This is a genomic window from Streptomyces sp. MK7 (genome assembly GCF_032658145.1).
Lineage (GTDB): Bacteria > Actinomycetota > Actinomycetes > Streptomycetales > Streptomycetaceae > Streptomyces > Streptomyces spiralis.
This window is the reverse complement of sequence record NZ_JAVACL010000025.1, coordinates 1-17,816: the sequence shown is the minus strand read 5'-3', so window position 1 is coordinate 17,816 and position 17,816 is coordinate 1. Positions and strand designations below refer to the sequence as shown.

The 17,816-nt window shown below is 72.2% G+C and carries 12 protein-coding genes and 2 pseudogenes; 7 read left to right on the top strand and 7 right to left on the bottom strand.

Going from position 1 to position 17,816, the window contains the following annotated elements; all coding sequences use genetic code 11:
- The first annotated feature begins 339 nt into the window (after positions 1-339).
- The 3 genes from R2S09_RS24865 (at position 340) to R2S09_RS24855 (ending at position 4,578) form a co-directional block, all read left to right on the top strand.
- Positions 340-1,794 (top strand): non-reducing end alpha-L-arabinofuranosidase family hydrolase, encoded by a 1,455-nt coding sequence (locus tag R2S09_RS24865; protein WP_306192688.1) that lies wholly within the window; start codon positions 340-342, stop codon positions 1,792-1,794.
- 204 nt (positions 1,795-1,998) lie between these two features.
- Complete coding sequence (locus R2S09_RS24860) at positions 1,999-3,072, top strand: alpha/beta hydrolase (RefSeq protein WP_306192700.1); 1,074 nt, start codon at positions 1,999-2,001, stop codon at positions 3,070-3,072.
- A 321-nt stretch (positions 3,073-3,393) separates the two neighbouring features.
- Positions 3,394-4,578, top strand: a complete 1,185-nt coding sequence (locus R2S09_RS24855) for a type III polyketide synthase (protein ID WP_306192690.1) — start codon at positions 3,394-3,396, stop codon at positions 4,576-4,578.
- A gap of 115 nt (positions 4,579-4,693) precedes the next feature.
- On the opposite strand, the gene R2S09_RS24850 is transcribed toward R2S09_RS24855, so the two are convergent.
- The 5 genes from R2S09_RS24850 to R2S09_RS24830 all read right to left on the bottom strand — a co-directional run bounded on the left by R2S09_RS24850 (position 4,694) and on the right by R2S09_RS24830 (position 10,249).
- Complete coding sequence (locus tag R2S09_RS24850; RefSeq protein WP_316743328.1) at positions 4,694-6,862, bottom strand: SpoIIE family protein phosphatase; 2,169 nt, start codon at positions 6,860-6,862, stop codon at positions 4,694-4,696.
- Between the two features lie 170 nt (positions 6,863-7,032).
- Entirely contained in the window at positions 7,033-8,268 is a 1,236-nt protein-coding gene (locus R2S09_RS24845; RefSeq protein WP_306192692.1) for a cytochrome P450, read from the bottom strand.
- Between the two features lie 18 nt (positions 8,269-8,286).
- Positions 8,287-9,678 carry an NAD(P)/FAD-dependent oxidoreductase gene (locus tag R2S09_RS24840; protein ID WP_306192693.1) on the bottom strand — a complete coding sequence of 464 codons (1,392 nt, stop codon included), beginning with the start codon at positions 9,676-9,678 and terminating at the stop codon, positions 8,287-8,289.
- Positions 9,668-9,895 carry a ferredoxin gene (locus R2S09_RS24835; RefSeq protein WP_316743415.1) on the bottom strand — a complete coding sequence of 76 codons (228 nt, stop codon included), beginning with the start codon at positions 9,893-9,895 and terminating at the stop codon, positions 9,668-9,670. The genes R2S09_RS24840 and R2S09_RS24835 overlap by 11 nt, the downstream gene beginning before the upstream one ends.
- Positions 9,896-10,045: 150 nt before the next feature.
- A complete protein-coding gene (locus tag R2S09_RS24830; protein WP_316743327.1) occupies positions 10,046-10,249 on the bottom strand; it encodes an AMP-binding enzyme in 204 nt (67 codons plus the stop codon).
- Between R2S09_RS24830 and R2S09_RS24825 the strand changes: the two genes are divergently transcribed.
- The gene (locus R2S09_RS24825) at positions 10,232-10,792 is read left to right on the top strand and encodes a helix-turn-helix domain-containing protein (RefSeq protein WP_316743326.1); all 561 of its coding nucleotides are present in this window, start codon (positions 10,232-10,234) and stop codon (positions 10,790-10,792) included. The two genes, R2S09_RS24830 and R2S09_RS24825, sit on opposite strands and share 18 nt — an antisense overlap.
- A 16-nt stretch (positions 10,793-10,808) precedes the next feature.
- On the opposite strand, the gene R2S09_RS24820 is transcribed toward R2S09_RS24825, so the two are convergent.
- Both R2S09_RS24820 and R2S09_RS40630 read right to left on the bottom strand, forming a co-directional pair.
- A complete protein-coding gene (locus tag R2S09_RS24820; RefSeq protein WP_316743325.1) occupies positions 10,809-12,896 on the bottom strand; it encodes a SpoIIE family protein phosphatase in 2,088 nt (695 codons plus the stop codon).
- 28 nt (positions 12,897-12,924) lie between these two features.
- Positions 12,925-13,575, bottom strand: a complete 651-nt coding sequence (locus tag R2S09_RS40630) for a hypothetical protein (RefSeq protein WP_399144614.1) — start codon at positions 13,573-13,575, stop codon at positions 12,925-12,927.
- Between the two features lie 37 nt (positions 13,576-13,612).
- On the opposite strand from R2S09_RS40630, the pseudogene hemG reads away from it, so the two are divergent.
- The 3 genes and pseudogenes from hemG to R2S09_RS24805 form a co-directional block, all read left to right on the top strand.
- A pseudogene (gene hemG, locus R2S09_RS24815) lies at positions 13,613-14,614 on the top strand (protoporphyrinogen oxidase); the annotation flags it as partial.
- Positions 14,615-15,025: 411 nt separating this feature from the next.
- Positions 15,026-17,410, top strand: coding sequence for a phosphoketolase (locus R2S09_RS24810; RefSeq protein WP_306192698.1), 2,385 nt, complete (start codon positions 15,026-15,028; stop codon positions 17,408-17,410).
- A gap of 163 nt (positions 17,411-17,573) precedes the next feature.
- Positions 17,574-17,816, top strand: a pseudogene (locus tag R2S09_RS24805) (histidine kinase); the annotation flags it as partial.

Sequence of the window (17,816 nt, the reverse complement as noted above, 5' to 3'; positions counted from 1 at the left end):
CATCCAAGTTGCTCGACACTCCGACCTCAGTTCGATATCACGAACAGACGCTAGGGCCGCTCCACTTGAACTGCAGGTCACCTCCGGGTCACACCGCTCGCCGCAACGGCCGAGCCGCAAGGAGCACACGGAACGATGCATATGTCATGGACTCGTCAAGCACTCGGCGCTCGATGGCTCGGTCCGTGTCACGCGGTTCGGGCTGTCCATGCCCTGAACCGAGCCGGTCCCGGCCACTGCCCCCCACCCGCACCCGACCACACAAGGAGGAGCATGAACCCGCTCAAACGTTTCGGCCGTCGCCGATCCTCGGTCCCGGGCCTCCCGGCCGCGACCGCTATGAGGACGCCGGATGGCGGGGTCCCCTTGCGCAGAGGAGGTGAGGGCCGCAGACGTCCGTCTGTGGTGCTTGCCGCCGCGGCTGCGGTTCTGGTCGCGTTGGCGGCGATGCTTGTCGCCGCCCCGGCTCAGGCGGCAAGCAGCGGTGCCTTGCGCGGTGTTGGTTCCGGCCGGTGTCTCGATGTGCCGAACGCCAGCCGGACCGACGGCACGTACCTGCAGATCTGGGACTGCTCGGGCGGGACCAACCAGCAGTGGACGTTGACGGACAGCAACCAGCTGACCGTGTACGGCGACAAGTGCCTGGATGTTCCTGGCCACGCCACCGCGGCCGGTACCCGGGTGCAGATCTGGACCTGCAGCGGCGGTGCGAACCAGCAGTGGCGGGTGAACGCGGACGGCACGATCGTCGGCGTGGAGTCCGGACTGTGCCTGGACGTCACGGGCGCCGGTACGGCCAACGGCACGGCCGTGGAGATCTGGACGTGCAACGGCGGCGGCAACCAGAAGTGGACCGGCCTGTCCGGGACGTCGACCCCGCCGGGCGGCACGTGTGCTCTTCCGTCGACGTACCGGTGGACGTCGACGGGTGCGTTGGCGCAGCCGGCGAACGGGTGGGTCTCGCTGAAGGACTTCACCAACGTCGTCTACAACGGCAAACACCTGGTCTACGCGTCGAACGTGTCGGGATCGTCGTACGGCTCGATGATGTTCACTCCCTTCACGAACTGGTCGGACATGGCGTCGGCCGGCCAGACCGGGATGAGTCAGGCCGCGGTGGCGCCCACGCTGTTCTACTTCGCGCCCAAGAACATCTGGGTGCTGGCGTACCAGTGGGGTGCGTGGCCCTTCATCTACCGCACGTCGAGCGACCCCACCAACCCGGGCGGCTGGTCCTCGCCGCAGCCGCTGTTCACCGGGAGCATCTCCGGCTCCGGCACCGGCCCGATCGACCAGACCCTGATCGGCGACGGCCAGAACATGTACCTGTTCTTCGCCGGTGACAACGGCAAGATCTACCGGGCGAGCATGCCGATCGGGAACTTCCCGGGCAGCTTCGGCTCGTCGTACACGACGGTCATGAGCGACTCGACGAACAACCTGTTCGAGGGGGTGCAGGTCTACAAGGTCCAGGGCCAGAACCAGTACCTCATGATCGTCGAGGCCCAGGGTGCCAACGGGCGCTACTTCCGCTCGTTCACGGCCTCCAGCCTGAGCGGTACATGGACCCCGCAGGCCGCCAGTGAGAGCAACCCCTTCGCGGGCAAGGCCAACAGCGGTGCCACCTGGACCAACGACATCAGCCACGGTGACCTGGTCCGCAACAACCCCGACCAGACCATGACCATCGACCCCTGCAACCTGCAGTTCCTCTACCAGGGCAAGTCCCCCTCCGCGGGCGGCCCCTACGACCAACTGCCCTGGCGGCCGGGCGTCCTCACCCTGCAACGCTGAGACCCACCGCCTCGGGGAACCCCAGCCGTGCGTCGGCTGGGGTTCCTCTGCTCGTTGCCGGATTCATGCAGCCTCGCCGAGGGACAGTTGCCGGGACCGGCGCTTCTTCCACCACGGCGGGTGGGGAAGGATGGGCCGCGTCGGTGGGGCGGGGGAGGACGGGTGCTGACGAGTCTGGCGGTCCCTGACGGGGTGTCCGTGACCATGCCCATCGGTTTCGTCACCTCCATCGCGCTGCTGGCGCTGTGCACGTTCGCCGCTCTCCGGCCGCCCATGCCGCGGCATTCGAGCCGGTCGAACCTTTGGTTCTGGCTCGGGTATCTCCTCAACGAGCAGCCGTTCCTAGGCCTGGCCCTGGTGGCTGTCAGCGCCTTTCCGGTGCTGACGACCGGGGTCGGTACGACGGTGTGGTGGCTCGCGGTCGTGCTCACCGCCGTACCGGCCTGTGGCCTGGTCGCGACAGCGGTCCGGACCCGCCCGGCGCGAGGCGTCCTGGAGGCGGCCCTGGCGGCCGGACCGGGCGTCCGGATGCCCCACAGCCGACTGCCCCTTCTCCGGATCGTGCTGCTGCCGTTGGTGTCGTGGCGGCCCGGCGTCCGCCGGCTCCGCGACCGCCGCTACGGCGACGCACGGACCCAACGCCTCGACGTCTACGTCTCGCGCAGTCGGCCGCACGGCGCCCCGATCCTGCTGTATCTGCACGGCGGGGGGTTCGTCATGGGCAGCAAGCTCCTCGGCGCTCGGCCACTGCTCTACCGCCTGGCCGACCACGGCTGGGTCTGCGCGAGCGCGAACTACCGGCTGCGGACCGCCTACGCCGACTCGCTCGCGGACGTGAAGCAGGCGATCGCCTGGCTGCGCGAACACGCCGACGAACTCGGCGCCGATCCGTCACGTCTGGTCGTGGCCGGGGGATCGGCCGGCGCCCATCTGGCCGCGACCGTCGCGCTGACCGACGACTCGATCGCGGGCGCGATCGGACTGTACGGCTACTACGGACCGAGCGACGGAGGCGCGTCGGGCGCCCCGCTCACCCCGCACGCCCATCTCCATGCCGGCGCGCCACCGTTCCTGATCGTGCACGGCACCCTGGACACCCTGGTGCTGACGGAGGACGCCCACCACTTCGCCGACGAACTCGCCGACGCCTCCGACGCACCGGTCGCCTTCGCCGAGCTACCCGGCACTCAGCACAACTTCGACTTCTTCCACTCGCTCCGGTTCCATGCCGTCGCCGACGCCGTCGAGGCCTTCGCGGTCTGGGCTACGCGCCGGTGACCCGACAGGCCGGGGCATCGCCGACCCAGGGTCACCTCCACCCCTGCCCCCGTCGGCGCCCTGACTGACGGAACGTCAGATGTCGGCTGCGGAAGCACTCCGTGGGCCCTGTCGCAGCGGTGTGTGCCGTGTCACGCATGTCGAGTGCCGCCTGAGTTGTATGCATCACAGCGTAAATGTCCATTTAGCGTCCATGCTCGAAACGGATGGCGGCTCCCGAAGTGGAGCTCATCGGCAACCTCTTGGGCGCGACATTCCAAAGTGACCCATGACACAGCATTCGTGACATTCCTGCCTGTTCCCCCGGAAAGGTGCCGCATTATGGCCGCTTACCTCTGTCCTCCTGCCGTGATACACGGCGAGCACGCCGTGGAGACCAGCCAGATCGTGGCGGAGGTGCGCGATCGGCACCCGCATGCGACGTGGGCGCCGCGGATCGACGGCATCGCGGCCGGCACGGGCATCGAGACCCGTGGGTGGATGCTGCCGCTGGAGACCGCCGTCGCACCCGGCAACGGTGGCGGCCTGCAGGCCGTCGGCGTCGGCCCGGCCCAAGAGGCGTTGGCGCGCGATGGTTTCACCCAGCAGGACGTGGACCGCGTGATCGCCGCACTGGAGGCGATACCCGCGCCGCAGACCGTCCAGGAGCGCACCGCGCCGGCCTGGGAGGCCGTGCAGTCCTACGGGGAGCGTGCGGCCCGCGGGGCCCTGCAGATCGCCGGGCTGGACGCCGCGGACGTCGACTGCCTGATCACCAGCAACTCCACCACCCCGGCGCTGCCGGGTCTGGACATCGCCCTGGCCAACAAGCTTCCGCTCCGCGACGACGTGATGCCGCTGCCGGCCACGCAGTGGGCCTGTATCGCCGGGACCCGCTCCCTGGCGCTGGCGGCGGACCTCGTGGCCGCGGACCCCGACCGGGTGGTCCTGGTCGTGATCGCGGAGGCGCTGAGCACGACCTACCAGCCCGCCGACGACACCCTCGAGTCCCTGATCGTCCGGCTGCTGTTCGCGGACACCGCGGTCGCCGCGGTCGTCACCGGCCGCCCGCGGCGCGAGTCGGTGCTGCGGCTGGACGCCGCCTGGCACCACACCCTGCCCGGCACCCGTGACCTGCACCGCCTGGAGACACGGGCGGACGGCACCCACTTCGTGATGGACCGGCGCGGCCCGCGCGCCGTGCAGGAGACGGTCACCGCGATGTGGGAGTGGCTGCGCGTCCGCTACCAGGACCACCCCGACGCCTGGCACCCCGACGTGCTGCTCGCGCACCCCGGCGGGACCCGGGTGCTGGAGTACATGGAGGAGACGATGCCCGAGGCGTGGCCGTCGGGGCTGCTGGACCACAGCCGGGACAGCTACACCACCGGCAACCGCGGAGGCGCCGCCGTGTTCGACATCATGCGGCGGGCCCACGACGCCGGGCAGAAGCCGGGCAGTCGCGCCGTCCTGTACGCGGCGGCACCGGGACTCACCGCCACCGCCCTGGAAGGGGAGTGGCTGTAGTGCGCGCCCGCGTCACCCGCACCGGCGAACGGACCGTCCGCATGACCGGTCACGTCACGTACCGCTGAGGGCACCGTCCGTGCCGAAGGTACGTGTCCCCGCCCCCGCCCCCGCGTCACCGCGCGACTTCCGCCCAGACCACCTTGCCGGTGTCCGTCCACCGCACGCCCCACCGGGTGGTGAGCCTGTGCACGATGTTCAGGCCACGGCCGCCGTCGTCGAGGAGGTCGCCCCGGCTCACACGTGGCCTGCCGTTGCCGGTGTCGCCCACCTCGCACAGCAGGCCGGGACCGGCCCTGATCAGCCGTACCGTGACGGGACCGGTGGCGAAGCGCACCGCGTTGGTGACCAGCTCGCTGACCAGCAGCAGCACGTTGTCCCGGGTGTCGTCCCTGGTGCGCCATTGCCGCAGCAGCGCGGACACCTGCGCACGAGCACGGGCGGGGGCGTCGTCGCGGGCGGGCAGCCGCCAGGTCGATGTGTCCCCCTTGCGGTAGCCGATCATCCGCGCGAGCAGCAGGGTCACGTCGTCACGCTGACGCATAGGCGCCAGCACGGAGACGACGTGCCGGGCGGCCTGCTGCAGGGCGTCCCAGGGATGCACCGTGGAGACGGCGTCCGCCAGCCTGCCGATGCCCTCGTCGATCGACACGGCCGGATCCTCCACCAGACCGTCGGTGTAGAGGGCGAGCATGGAACCCGGGGGTGCGCCGAACGTGTGCACGTCGAACGGCTCCCGCAGCGCGAACTCGGCGCCCAGGCCGGGGTGAGGGCGGACCGCGAGCGGGCCCGCGCGCCCGTCCGGGGAGACCAGGACCGGAGGAAGGTGTCCGGCGCTGGACAGCGCCACGCGGTGACTGACCGGGTCGTAGAGGGCGATGCAGCAGGTCGACCCGAGGGCGCTGTAGCCGGCCGCCAGCCCGGACTCCGTGTCGTCCAGCAGCGTCACGGTCGCGTCCAGGTGCGCCAGCACCTCGTCGGGAGCGAGCCCCGCGGACAGCAGCGCGCGGGCCTCCGTGCTCAGCTGGCCCATGGTCGCCGCGGCTCCCAGACCGTGCCCCACGACGTCACCGACCACCAGCGCGGTACGGCCGTCCGGCAGCGGGAAGCTGTTCACCCAGTCGCCGCCGACGCCCGCGCTGTCGGGCGTGGCGGGCTGGTAGACGCTGGCGATCTCGATGGTGTCGCCGCCGGTCCGGGGCAGCAGCCGGCGCTGCAACGCCAGCACCTGTGTGTGCTCGCGCTGGTGCTGACGGGCCAGGTCGACGTGATGGGCGGTCCTGGCAACCAGTTCCTGCAGGTCGAACAGCTCGCTGTCGCGGAAGGGGCAGTCCGCCCGCCGCCAGATCTCCGCCACGCCCAGCACCACGGGCGGCGGGCCGTCCAGGACCAGCGGTATGCAGGCCACACCCGCCGAACGGTCACCGGGCACCAGGGCGCGCAACACTCGCGGACTGCCGAGTACCCGCTCGAGCGCCTCCCGGCCGGGTATGACGATGGCCTGCGGAGCGTCGTCCCGCCGTACCGCCTGCGCCAGCAGGCGACTCGCGTCGCCCGGAAGATCGTCGCCCGGAGTCACGTAGCCCTCGGGCCATGCCCGGTCCGGCACCAGCGCCGCCCGCCGCAGCCGGATGCGCCCGTGCGGCTGGTCGGTGACTCCCTCGCCCGTCCACACCGCGAAGTCGAGGTCGACGGCGGCCACCTCTCCCCAGGCCAGCAGGGACTGCGCCAGTGACTGCGCGGTCTCGCCGATGTCCAGCGAGGTGCCGATCGCGGTCTCGGCGGCATACAGGTGCAGCCTCCTGGCCATGGCGATCACGGAGACGGTCAGGCCCTCCTGAGGCACCGCGGCGGGCAGGATGCTCATCGAGACGACCAGTTCGGACCCGTCGCCGCGCCGCAGGCGCTGGATCCGGGCGACGTGCGCCTCACCGGTCTCCAGGACCTGCCGCAACCGCCGTGTGACCGTCGGTACGTCCCCGGGTGGCAGGAGATCGACGAAGGGGCTCCCGGGCATGGCGTCCAGACCCGCGAACACGGGGGCCGTCAGATTGCAGCGGGTGATTCTCAGATCCCTGTCCAGGTTGACCGCGCCGAGAATCTGATCCTGAGGGCCGGCTGCCGGGTCGTCGGGTGCCCGTGGGCGGGCGGTGCGACCGCCCTGCACCTGCGTGTCGGCAGGACCGGAGGCCGCTGCCACGCCGCCGCGCGGGATGTAGCGTCCCAGGGCGCTGCTGACCAGGTCGAACGCCGAAGGGGACGAGGGCGAGGGTGTGGAGTCCATGCGGCTCTCTCAGCAATCCCCGGCGCAGTGCCGGGGCCGTACTCGAACCCGTGCGGCGGGCCCCGAGATCCCTGACCGCACACCTCATTCAATAACACCCGGGGGCGCCTCGCCCACACCAGCGGATCGCGCGGTGAACACGGACAGTGAGGGAATGCCGAGGCCGACGCTCAGGCCGTGATTCCCTGGATGGCCAGGGACAGGTGGCGGGGGCCGCGCAGTACGGGGCTCTGGCGGTAGGGCGGGGGGTCCTCCACGAGCTGGGGGTTGTTGACCCGGCGGAAGAGTTCGGTGAGCGCGATCTGGGCCTCCATACGGGCCAGGGCCGCGCCGAAGCAGTAGTGGACGCCGGTGTAGAAGCCCAGGTGCTGGTTGTCGGTGCGGTCGGGGATGAAGCGCTCGGGGTCCTCGAAGCGCCGCGGGTCGCGGTTGCCCGAGGCGAGCAGGAGCGAGACGGGTGCGCCCTTGGGGATGACGGTGTCCGCGACGTCGATGTCGTCCAGGGTGGCGAAGAACGGCAGGAACTGAACCGGTGGCTCGTAGCGCAGTACTTCCTCGACCAGGGGTACGGCCAGGCCGGGTTCGGCGCAAAACCGCTGCAGGACGTCGGGATGGCGCAGCAGGGTGAGGGTGGCGTTGCTGATCAGGTTGACGGTGGTCTCGTGGCCCGCCAGCAACAGGAGGGCGGCGGTGCTGACCAGTTCCGCGGGTGACAAGCGTCCGCCGGGGCCCGTCCGGGGGGCGAGCGTGCCGAGCATGCCCTCGCCGGGACGGCGCTTCTTGTCCTCGATCAGTTCGGCCAGGTACACGGCCAGTTCCTGCCGGGCGCTGTCACCCTCGCGAGCGCGTCGCGCGCCGTCCTCGCCCGGGCCGGCGTCGAGGCTGTCGACCACCTTCTCCACCCAGACATGGAAGCGGCCCTCGTCCTCGTGCGGCACGCCGAGGATCTTGCAGATGGCGGCGACGGGGAGCTGGTAGGCGAACTCGTCGACGATGTCGACCTGGTCCTTGCCCTCGAAGGCGTCGAGCAGTCCGGTGACGATCCGGGTGAGGTCGGTGCGCATGTCGTGGAGGAACCGCGGGCTGTGCGGAGGCCCGAACGGTTCCATGGCCACGTCGCGCAGCCGGTCGTGCTCCGGCGGGTCCAGCCGGATGAAACTGCGCCGCAGGCTCGACTCCTCCTCCTGCGCCAGCGCTCCTCCCGTCCCGGGGGTGAGGCTACGGGGGTCGGCGCTGAGCCGCGGGTCGTTGGCGACGGCGCGGATGTCGTAGTAGGTGGTGACGAGATAGCTGCCGTCGTCCTGGCGTACGACCGGGCCCGCCTCACGGAGCGCGGCGTACAGCGGATACGGGTCCGCCCGGTTGGCGTAGTCGGTGAACTGCGAAGGCTTGGTGGCGGTGGACATCGGGCGCTCCCGGGGTGGTCAGGCGCGTGCGGGGACGAAGCCCACGCGGCGTTCGCTCGGCGAGTGGCCGGACAGGGTGACGGTGGGTCCGTGGCTCGGCAGGGCGGGGTCGGGGAACTCGGGGTCGACCGCCTTGAGCGCCGCGGCGTGCTGGTCGACCGTGACGTGGTCGGGCGGGAAGGGCGCGGCGGCTTCGATCTGGTGGCGGTAGAACTCCAGCCACTTGCCGCCGTCGAAGGAGACCGCGGCGATGACCCGGCCCTGGTGCCCGTAGACCGCGACGAACTTCCGTTCGGCCAGATCTCCCTGGGCGATGATCAGCTCGTCGCCCAGCGAGGGCACGCCCACCGACTTGATGTTGACGCCGAACTGGGAGGACCAGAACATCGGCAGCCACAGATGCGGCCGGCGCTCGGTACGCGCGCAGATCATGTTGTGCGCGGCGATCTCGGCCTGTTCCACCGCATTGCCCCAGTGCTCCAACGACAGGAACTGGTAGCCGAAGAGCGGATGCGGGCAGCGAGCCACATCGCCGGCCGCGTAGATGTCGTCGGTGACGATGCCGTTGACGTCGAAGGCCCGGCACCCGGCGTCGCAGGCGATCCCCCGTGGACCGGCCGCCAGCCCGGAGCCGGCGAGCCAGCCGGTGTTGCGGATCGCCCCCAGGGACACCATCGCCGCATCGACCTCGATCACCGAACCGTCCGACAGATGCGCGCACCGCAGCCGGCCCGCCGCGTCGCCCTCCAGCGAGGTGACCGTGATCCCGCAGCGCAGATCGACCCCGTGTTCCCGCTGAAGCTCCGCGGCCACCTCACCGATGACCCCGCCGAGCGCGCCCACCAGCGGCGCCGGGCCGCGTTCGGCGACCGTGACCTCCAGCCCCCGCTCCCGGCAGCCGGAGGCGATCTCGGAGCCGGTGAACCCGGCACCGATGACCAGGACCCGGCGCGTCCCCGCGGTCAGTTTCCGCATCAGCCGGACCGAGTCGTCGCGGGTGCGCAGCACGAAGACGCCGTCGAGGTCCGCTTCCTCCGGGTGGATCCAGGGCCGCGCACGAACCCCTGTGGTGATCAGCAGCCGGTCGTAGGGAAGCTCCGTACCGTCCGCGAGGCGTACTTTCTGTGCGACCCGGTCCAGGCCGGTCGCGGCCACCCCCAACCGCCACTCGGCGTCGATCTGCCGCCGCCGCGGCAGGGCGCCCTCCGGAGGCACCCGGCCCAGAAGCACCTGCTTCGACAGCGGCGGTCGGTCGTACGGCTCGTACGGCTCGTCCCCGACCATGGTCAGCGACCCCGTGAAGCCTCCCTCCCGCAGTGTCTCGGCGGCCCGCAGCCCGGCCAGGGAGGCGCCGACGACGACGATGCGGCCGTCCTGCCGGAAGCCTTGGGCGTCCGTCTCAGCCGACACCGGACGCCACCCCCTTGGTCGGTTCGTCGGACCAGTCGACCAGGATCGCCTGCACCGGGCACGCCGCCGCGGCCCGTTCCACGTTCTCCCGCTGCGACGCGTCAAACTGCTGATCGAACAGCAGTGCCTCGCTGCCGTGCAGGGTGAAGACATCGGGGGCGAGGAAGGCGCACTGGGCGAACCCCTGGCACCGGTTCAGATCGACGACAAGCCTCATCAGCACCACTGGTTCCCGACGGGGCCGCGGCCGGCATCGCGATGCCGGGGTGAACGGCGGCGGACAGGTCCCCTCCACCCTCTGCCGCTGCCCGGGCACCGGCGACCGGTTGTCCTCCGAACGGGCGGCGCTCCGGAGGCCGGCACCCGGCTACGGGGCGTTCCGCGGCTGCCGCTTGAGGATCTTCCCGGTCGCGTTCATGGGCAGGGTGTCAAGGAACTCCACCCGGCGCGGGTAATTGTGGCCCGCCATCGTCTCCCTGCACCAGGCGATGAGCTCGTCCTCGGTCAGAACGGCGCCGGGGGCGAGGACGACGCGGGCCTTGACCTCCTCGCCGTGACTGTCGTGGGACACGCCGATCACGGCGGGCACGCCGATGACGGCGGACGGCTGAGCCGTACGACGCCGTTCAGCGAGGCGCAGCTCGACCCGGCGCGGCTGCCCGTGCCCGCCGGGGTACGGGTCGTGGTGGGCGACCCGGCGCAGCGGCTGGACGGCTTCCGCCGCACGCACATCGAGGCCACCCACGCCCGCCGGGTGGTCATGCAGGCCGAACCCAGTGCCACGCCCGTCACCCGGTGCCGGCACGTGGCCGTCGCCGCGCTCGGCACCGTGGACCCGGAGCAGGCCCGCACCTTCGTCGTCCGCGTGCTCGGGCGCCTCGCCACCGATGACGAGAACCCCCTCCGCCTGGCGACCACACTCGCCGGCTGTCTCGACGACAACTGCAGCCGTACCCGGACCGCGGAGCGGCTCATGATCCACCCGAACACGGTGACCTGTCCGGGTCAGCAGGCCAAGCAGATCCTCGGTCGCGGCATCGAGTCGGGCACTCCGGACCTGCGGGTGGCCCTGGCGTTGCTGCCCACACTGCGTGGCCTGCCGCACGACCGGTGAAGCGGGTCCGTCGCCTTCAGTCCGCCGCCGGGCGGAGTTCGGCCCAGACGGTCTTTCCGCGCCGGGTGGGCCGGACACCCCACCGTTCGGTGAGCTGCGCGGTGATGAACAGCCCGCGGCCGCCCTCGTCGCCGACCACCGCGCGGCGCAGCTGCGGCGCGGTGCTGCTGTCGTCGGTGACCTCGCAGGTCAGCGTCTGGTCGCGGACCAGACGGAGCTCGATGGGGCCCTTGGCATAGCGGACGGCGTTGGTCACCAGTTCGCTGACGACGAGTGCGGTGTCCTCCCCGAGATCGTCCAGACCCCACTCGGAGAGCCGGCCGGCCACTCGTCGCCGGGCGTCGTTGACCACCCGGGGGTCGTTGGGGAGGGTCCACGACGCCGTACGGTCCGCGTCGAGCGCGCGGGTGCGGGCGAGCAGCAGGATGGCGTCCTGCCTCGGCTCCTTCGGGAGCAGGGCGTCGGCGAGCGCGTCGCACCTGGCCCGGAGCGAGGAGTGGGCCGCCACCACGCGGTGCAGCTCGTCCAGCGGGATGTGCCGCGGTCGGGCACCGGCGCCGTCCGGGAGCAGAGCGGGGTTGTAGAAGGCCAGGGTGCTGCCCACGGGCAGGGTGCGTTCGGTGACGGGGTACTCGCCGACGCCTTGGCCCAGGGGCGGTCCCGCTGCGATGTCGATCAGCTCCACGTCGCCGTCGGGCAGGACGAGGGCCGGCGGTGGGTGCGCGGCGGCGGCCAGGGAGCAGCTCCTGGCCACCGGATCGTAGACCGCGTACACGCAGGTGGCCGGCCAGGTCTGGTCGGGCGACTCCTCGGGGTCCGGACCGCGTGGTGCACGGGCGAACCGGCTGGTCAGATCGTGCAGGCGGGCGAGGATCTCGTCGGGCGGCAGGTCGAGCTCGGAGAGGGCGGTGACGGCGGCGCGCAGTTCGCCCATGGCGGCCGCGGCGTCGACGAACCGGCCGGTGGTGTCCCCGGCCGCCAGGGCGACACGGGAACCCGAGAGCGGGATGACGTCGAACCAGCCGCCCCCGGCTCCCGCGGGAACGTACACGTGCGCGGTCTCCACGGCGGCGTGGCACCGCGATGCGGGCTGCCGCAGATTGCGCTGGACGATGCGGGCGACCGAGCGCTCCCGGTGGTACAGGCGGGCGTTGTCCAGGCACAGGGCCGTGCCGGCCGACAGCTGCTCGGCGAGTCCCAGATCGTCCCGGTCGAACGGCACGGGGTTGTGCGAGCGGTACAGGGAGACCAGGCCGAGCACGACCCCGCGGGCGCGCAACGGCACCGTGATCACGGAGTGCACCCCGGCCGCGCTCAGGGCGGTGTCTCCCGCATGATCCGGACGCAGGACGGGGACCAGCTCGGGCTCCAGGACCGGAAGGACGTCTCGGCGGCAAGGGGCGCAGACCTGCAGGGCGGCGCCGGCCGGCGGGCCGTGCCGGTGGTCCTCGTCGTCCACCGACCGGGAGGCCGCGCGGCGCAGCGGCAGTCTGACGTCCACGGTGCCCACGGCGGGCGCGTCGCCCCGCAGCACGGAGTCGAGCACGTCCACGGTCACCACGTCGGCCAGCTCCGGGACCACGATGTCGCACAGTTCCTGCGCGGTGCGGAACACGTCCAGAGTCCTGCCGACGCCCGCGGTGGCCCGGTTCAGCAGGCGGAGCCGGCCTTCGGTCCGCACCCGCTCGGTGACGTCCGTGACGACGGAGGCCAGGCCCTGCACGGTGCCGTCGGCCTGTTGCAGCTGGAAGAAGGACGCCGAGGTCACATGCTCCCGCACAGGGTCTTCCGGGCTCCGCACCCGGAACTGCACGTCGAGAGCGGGGACGCCGGTCTCCAGCACTTCGCGCGCGGTCTGCTCGACGGCCTCCGGCTCGTCGGCGTGGTAGGTCCGCAGTACGTCGAGCATCGGGCGCCCCAGCATGCGGTCGACCGGAAACTCGTGGATGAACCGGGCCCCGGTGTTGACCCGGACCAGCCGCAGTTGTGCGTCGTAGATGTGCAGCCCGGTCGGCGACTGCCGGAACAGCACTCCGATCACGGCGTCGTCCAGCCCGAACCCGCCGGATGTGCCGGACGTGGGTGTGCGGCGTGAGACGGTCACGTGGAGTCCTTGTCGGCGAGGAGCCCCATCACGGACATAATGAGCAAATCACCGCGCCGTGCCCCTCGCCACCCCTGGCCGTCGGCCGTCGCCGGTGCTGCCCGAGCCGTCGGCGAGGCGTGACTTCGCCGCCCGGCCGGAGCCTCACGGACGGAGCGGGACGACGCAGGCACGGCGCGCGTCCTGCGAACCGCTGCCGTGGCCTTGACGGGCGCCCTGGCCATGCCGGCCGCGCCGACAGCCGGTGCGACCGCTCCGGCGCGGTCCGAGCCGTCCCCCGCCCGCGGTCTCGTGCGGACGGCCCGCGGTGGCCGACCCGCGGCGGGGCGGTCCGTGGGCGGCGGCAGCGCGGGTCAGAAGACGCAGGGCCGGCCCGTGGAGTCGTAGCCGAGCCGGTTGATGCCCAGCAGCGGGGTGCCGTCGTCGGCGTAGCAGTGGTAGTCGAGGATGTCGTGTGGGTGTCGGCGAGGACACCTTGGCCGCCGGGGCCGTGGATGCTGCCGTGGCTCGCGAGGATCCCGGTGCCGCCGCGGGAGGTCATGGCGACGCCGTTGCGGTCGTGGTAGGGGCCGGTGACGGACGTGGAGCGGCCGACCATGACGCGGTGCGTGCTCTGCGCGCCGCGGCAGCAGTGGTCGAACGACACATAGAGGTAGTGATAGTCGCCGTGGCGGAAGATGTACGGGGCCTCGATGGGGCCGAGAGCCGTCTCCCGGCCGCCCGGATCGGTGAGCGGCAGCCGTCGTGAGGGTTCGCCTGATCGATACGTGGCCGAGCGGCTCGGCAGGGAGGTTGTCGGCCGGCTGCTGGAGCCGCTGCTGGACGGGGTGTACGCGGGCGACGCATCCCGGATCTCGAGGCGTGCCGCCGCCCCGCACCTCTTCGAGGCGGCCAGGGCCCACGACTCGCTGCTGGACGCCGTCCGCTCCGTCCGGCGGGACTCCGCGGGCGAGCCGCCGTCCGGCCCGCTGTTCATGGGCGTCGACGGCGGCCTCGGCCTGCTGCCCGGTGCCGTCGCCGACGCCGTACGCGCCCGGGGCGGCGAGATCCTCCTGGACACCCCGGCGCTTGCGCTGACCCGCACCGACGGGGGCTGGCAGGTCCGCGTCGCGGCCCGTACGATCACCGCCGGCCATGTGGTCGTCGCGGCTCCCGCCGCGGCCGCGTCCACCGGGCTCGCCGCCGAGGCTCCGCCCGCCGCGGCGGAGCTGTCCCGGATCGAGTACGCCTCGCCGGCACTGGTGACCCTGGCCTTCCGCCGCGCCGGGCTGCCCGCCCTGCCCGGGGGCAGCGGCTTCCTCGTGCCACCCGTGGACGGCCGCACCATCAAGGCCGCCACCTTCCTGACCAGCAAATGGAGCGGGCTCGCTCGCACCGCCCCCGACCTGTGCATCGTCCGCACCTCCATCGGCCGCTACGGCGACGAGCAGGCCCTGTACCTGGAGGACTCCGATCTCGTCGCGGCGGCGCTGCGCGACCTCGCGGAGGCGACCGGACTGTCCGCCACACCCGTGGCCGGCACGGTGACCCGGTGGCACGGCGGCCTGCCGCAGTACACCGTCGGTCGTACCGCGCGCGTCGCACGGGTCAGGCAAGAGCTCGCGCAGCTGCCCGGCATACGGCTCTGCGGAGCGGTGTACGACGGTGTGGGCGTGACCAACTGCGTGGTCAGCGGGCAGCGAGCGGCCGACGAGCTCGCCCGGGCCGCGGCCGTCTGACCCGCCACCGGGGCCCTCGCAGGCCGTGTGGGCGCGCGAAGGGTGCCGGCATGACCATCACCACGGCGCCCCGTCCGCTCCGCACGGTCTTCCTCGGCCTGTGGGTGCCGGGGCGCCGCCCCGTGGGGATTCGGACGTCGGCCGGGCCGACCCGTCCGCCGGGACCGGCATGTCACTTCCCGCTCCACCACCGGCGGCCGGGCGCCGACTCCGCGCCGCCACGGAACCGGCGGCCGGGCACGAGCCGGGCGCGGTGGGCGCGCACTCGGCGACGCCCGGCCCTCGGGCGTGACCCGAACGGCCCTGTCGGGTACCCGGGCGGCCGCCCGAGGGTGGAAGTGGTGTGCCGCCCGCACACAGGGCGGCATCCCCACCGCTGTTTCCGAGCACGTCGACCAGGAAGGATCCCTGATGTCCGTCGAGACGCGGCAGGCCCCCGCCGGGCTCACGGACGAGGAGCTCGCGACGCTGGACGCCCACTGGCGCGCCGCGAACTACCTCTCCGTCGGCCAGATCTACCTCATGGCCAACCCCCTGCTGACCGAGCCGCTGCGCCCGGAGCACGTCAAGCCGCGGCTGCTGGGCCACTGGGGCACCTCACCCGGCCTGAACCTGGTCCACACCCACCTCAACCGGCTCATCAAGACCCGCGACCTGAACACCCTGTGCATCTGGGGTCCCGGCCACGGCGGGCCCGCCGTGCTGGCCAACTCCTGGCTGGAGGGCTCGTACACCGAGACCTACCCGGACGTCACCCGGGACGCGGCCGGCATGGCCCGGCTGTTCAAGCAGTTCTCCTTCCCCGGCGGAGTGCCCAGCCACGTCGCCCCCGAGACACCGGGCTCGATCCACGAGGGCGGCGAGCTCGGCTACGCGCTCTCCCACGCCTACGGCGCCGCGTTCGACAACCCCGATCTGCTGGTGGCGTGCGTGATCGGCGACGGCGAGGCGGAGACCGGCCCGCTGGCCGCGTCCTGGCACTCCGACAAGTTCCTCGACCCGGTCCACGACGGAGCGGTCCTGCCGATCCTGCACCTCAACGGCTACAAGATCGCCAACCCGACGGTCCTGGCCCGGCTCCCCGAAGCGGAACTCGACGACCTGCTCAAGGGCTACGGCCACGACCCCCTCCACGTCACCGGCGACGACCCGGCGACCGTCCACCGCGCCCTGGCCGCCGCCCTGGACACCGCCGCCGACCGCATCGCCGCGATCCAGCGCGCCGCCCGCGAGGACGGCGTCACCGACCGGCCCCGCTGGCCGATGATCGTGCTGCGCACCCCGAAGGGCTGGACCGGCCCCGCCGAGGTCGACGGCCTGCCCGTGGAGGGCACCTGGCGCTCCCACCAGGTCCCGCTCGCCGCCGTCCGCGACAACCCCGAGCACCTGCGGCAACTGGAGGCATGGCTGCGCTCCTACCGGCCCGAGGAGCTGTTCGACGAGCACGGCGCCCCCCGCCCCGAGGTCCTCGCCTGCGTCCCCGCGGGCGCCCGCCGGCTCGGCGCCACCCCGCACGCCAACGGCGGACTGCTGCTGCGCGAGCTGCCGCTGCCACCGCTGGAGAAGTACGCCGTCGAGGTCGACAAGCCCGGCGCCACCCTGCACGAACCCACCCGCGTCCTCGGCGACCTGCTCGAGGAGGTGATGGCGGGCACCGCCGGCCGGCGCGACTTCCGTCTCGTCGGCCCCGACGAGACCGCCTCCAACCGCCTCCAGGCCGTCTACGGCGCCAGCGGCAAGGCCTGGCAGGCCGAGACCCTGCCCGTCGACGAGAACCTCGACCCGCACGGCCGGGTGATGGAGATCCTCTCCGAACACACCTGCCAGGGCTGGCTGGAGGGCTACCTCCTCACCGGCCGGCACGGGCTGTTCTCCTGCTACGAGGCCTTCGTGCACATCGTCGACTCCATGGTCAACCAGCACATCAAGTGGCTGCGCACCACCCGCCGCCTGAGCTGGCGCGCCCCCGTCGCCTCCCTCAACTACCTGCTGACCTCGCACGTGTGGCGCCAGGACCACAACGGCTTCTCCCACCAGGACCCCGGCTTCGTCGACCACATCCTCAACAAGAGCCCCGAGGCCGTGAGGGTCTACTTCCCGCCGGACGCCAACACCCTGCTGTCGGTGACCGACCACGCGCTGCGCAGCCGGGACTACGTCAACGTGATCGTCGCCGGGAAGCAGCCCTGCTTCGACTGGCTGTCCATGGACCAGGCGACGGTGCACTGCGCGCGTGGCGCCGGCGTGTGGGACTGGGCCGGCACCGAGGACGGCAGCCGCGAACCCGACGTGGTGCTGGCCTGCGCGGGGGACGTGCCCACGCAGGAGGTGCTGGCCGCCGCCCAGCTGCTGCGCCGGCACCTGCCCGAGCTCGCCGTGCGCGTGGTCAACGTCGTCGACATCGCCCGGCTGATGCCGGCCGAGGAACACCCGCACGGCATGAGCGACTTCGAGTACGACGGGCTGTTCACCGCCGACAAGCCGGTGATCTTCGCCTACCACGGCTACCCGTGGCTCATCCACCGTCTGGCCTACCGCCGCACCGGCCACCACCACCTGCACGTGCGCGGCTACAAGGAGATCGGCACCACCACCACCCCGTTCGACATGGTGGTCAGCAACGACCTCGACCGCTACCGCCTGGTCATGGACGTCATCGACCGCGTCCCCGGCCTCGCCGTCCGCGCCGCCGCCGTACGCCAGCGCATGGAGGACACCCGGCTGCGCCACCAGGCGTGGATCCGTGAGCACGGCGTGGACCTGCCGGAGGTCGCCGACTGGACCTGGGACGGCTGAGACGGCGGAACGGGGGCGGCCCCACGGGCCGGTCCCGTACCCTGTTGCGCCGGGGGTGCGCCGCAGCGGCGGCGCACCTGTGCCGCGTCCGTGTCGCAGCGACTACTGTGACGGATGAGCGGAACGGCTTTCGGCACGTCACAGGGGCTTGGAGGAATCAGCGGTGGGAGGCTCCGAGGAGGCCGAGGACGCCCGGGTGCGGCTGCCGCAGCTGCGGCTCGACGAGCTGCTGGAGGAGCTCCAGGCACGCCTGGACGCGGCCCGCGGCACTCGGGACCGGGTGCACAGCCTGCTGGAGGCTGTGCTGTCCGTCGGCCGGGAGCTGGACCTGGAACAGGCGCTGCGCCGGATCGTCGAGGCCGCCGCGGTGCTGGTCGACGCCGAGTACGCGGCGCTGGGCGTGATC

Excerpts from the sequence above, each read along its gene's own strand:
- R2S09_RS24850 (WP_316743328.1), bottom strand. The coding sequence starts at position 6,862 with ATGGACTCCACACCCTCGCCCTCGTCCCCTTCGGCGTTCGACCTGGTC.
- R2S09_RS24860 (WP_306192700.1), top strand. The coding sequence starts at position 1,999 with ATGCCCATCGGTTTCGTCACCTCCATCGCGCTGCTGGCGCTGTGCACG.
- R2S09_RS24855 (WP_306192690.1), top strand. The coding sequence starts at position 3,394 with ATGGCCGCTTACCTCTGTCCTCCTGCCGTGATACACGGCGAGCACGCC.
- R2S09_RS24810 (WP_306192698.1), top strand. The coding sequence starts at position 15,026 with ATGTCCGTCGAGACGCGGCAGGCCCCCGCCGGGCTCACGGACGAGGAG.
- R2S09_RS24845 (WP_306192692.1), bottom strand. The coding sequence starts at position 8,268 with ATGTCCACCGCCACCAAGCCTTCGCAGTTCACCGACTACGCCAACCGG.
- R2S09_RS24835 (WP_316743415.1), bottom strand. The coding sequence starts at position 9,895 with ATGAGGCTTGTCGTCGATCTGAACCGGTGCCAGGGGTTCGCCCAGTGC.
- R2S09_RS24865 (WP_306192688.1), top strand. The coding sequence starts at position 340 with ATGAGGACGCCGGATGGCGGGGTCCCCTTGCGCAGAGGAGGTGAGGGC.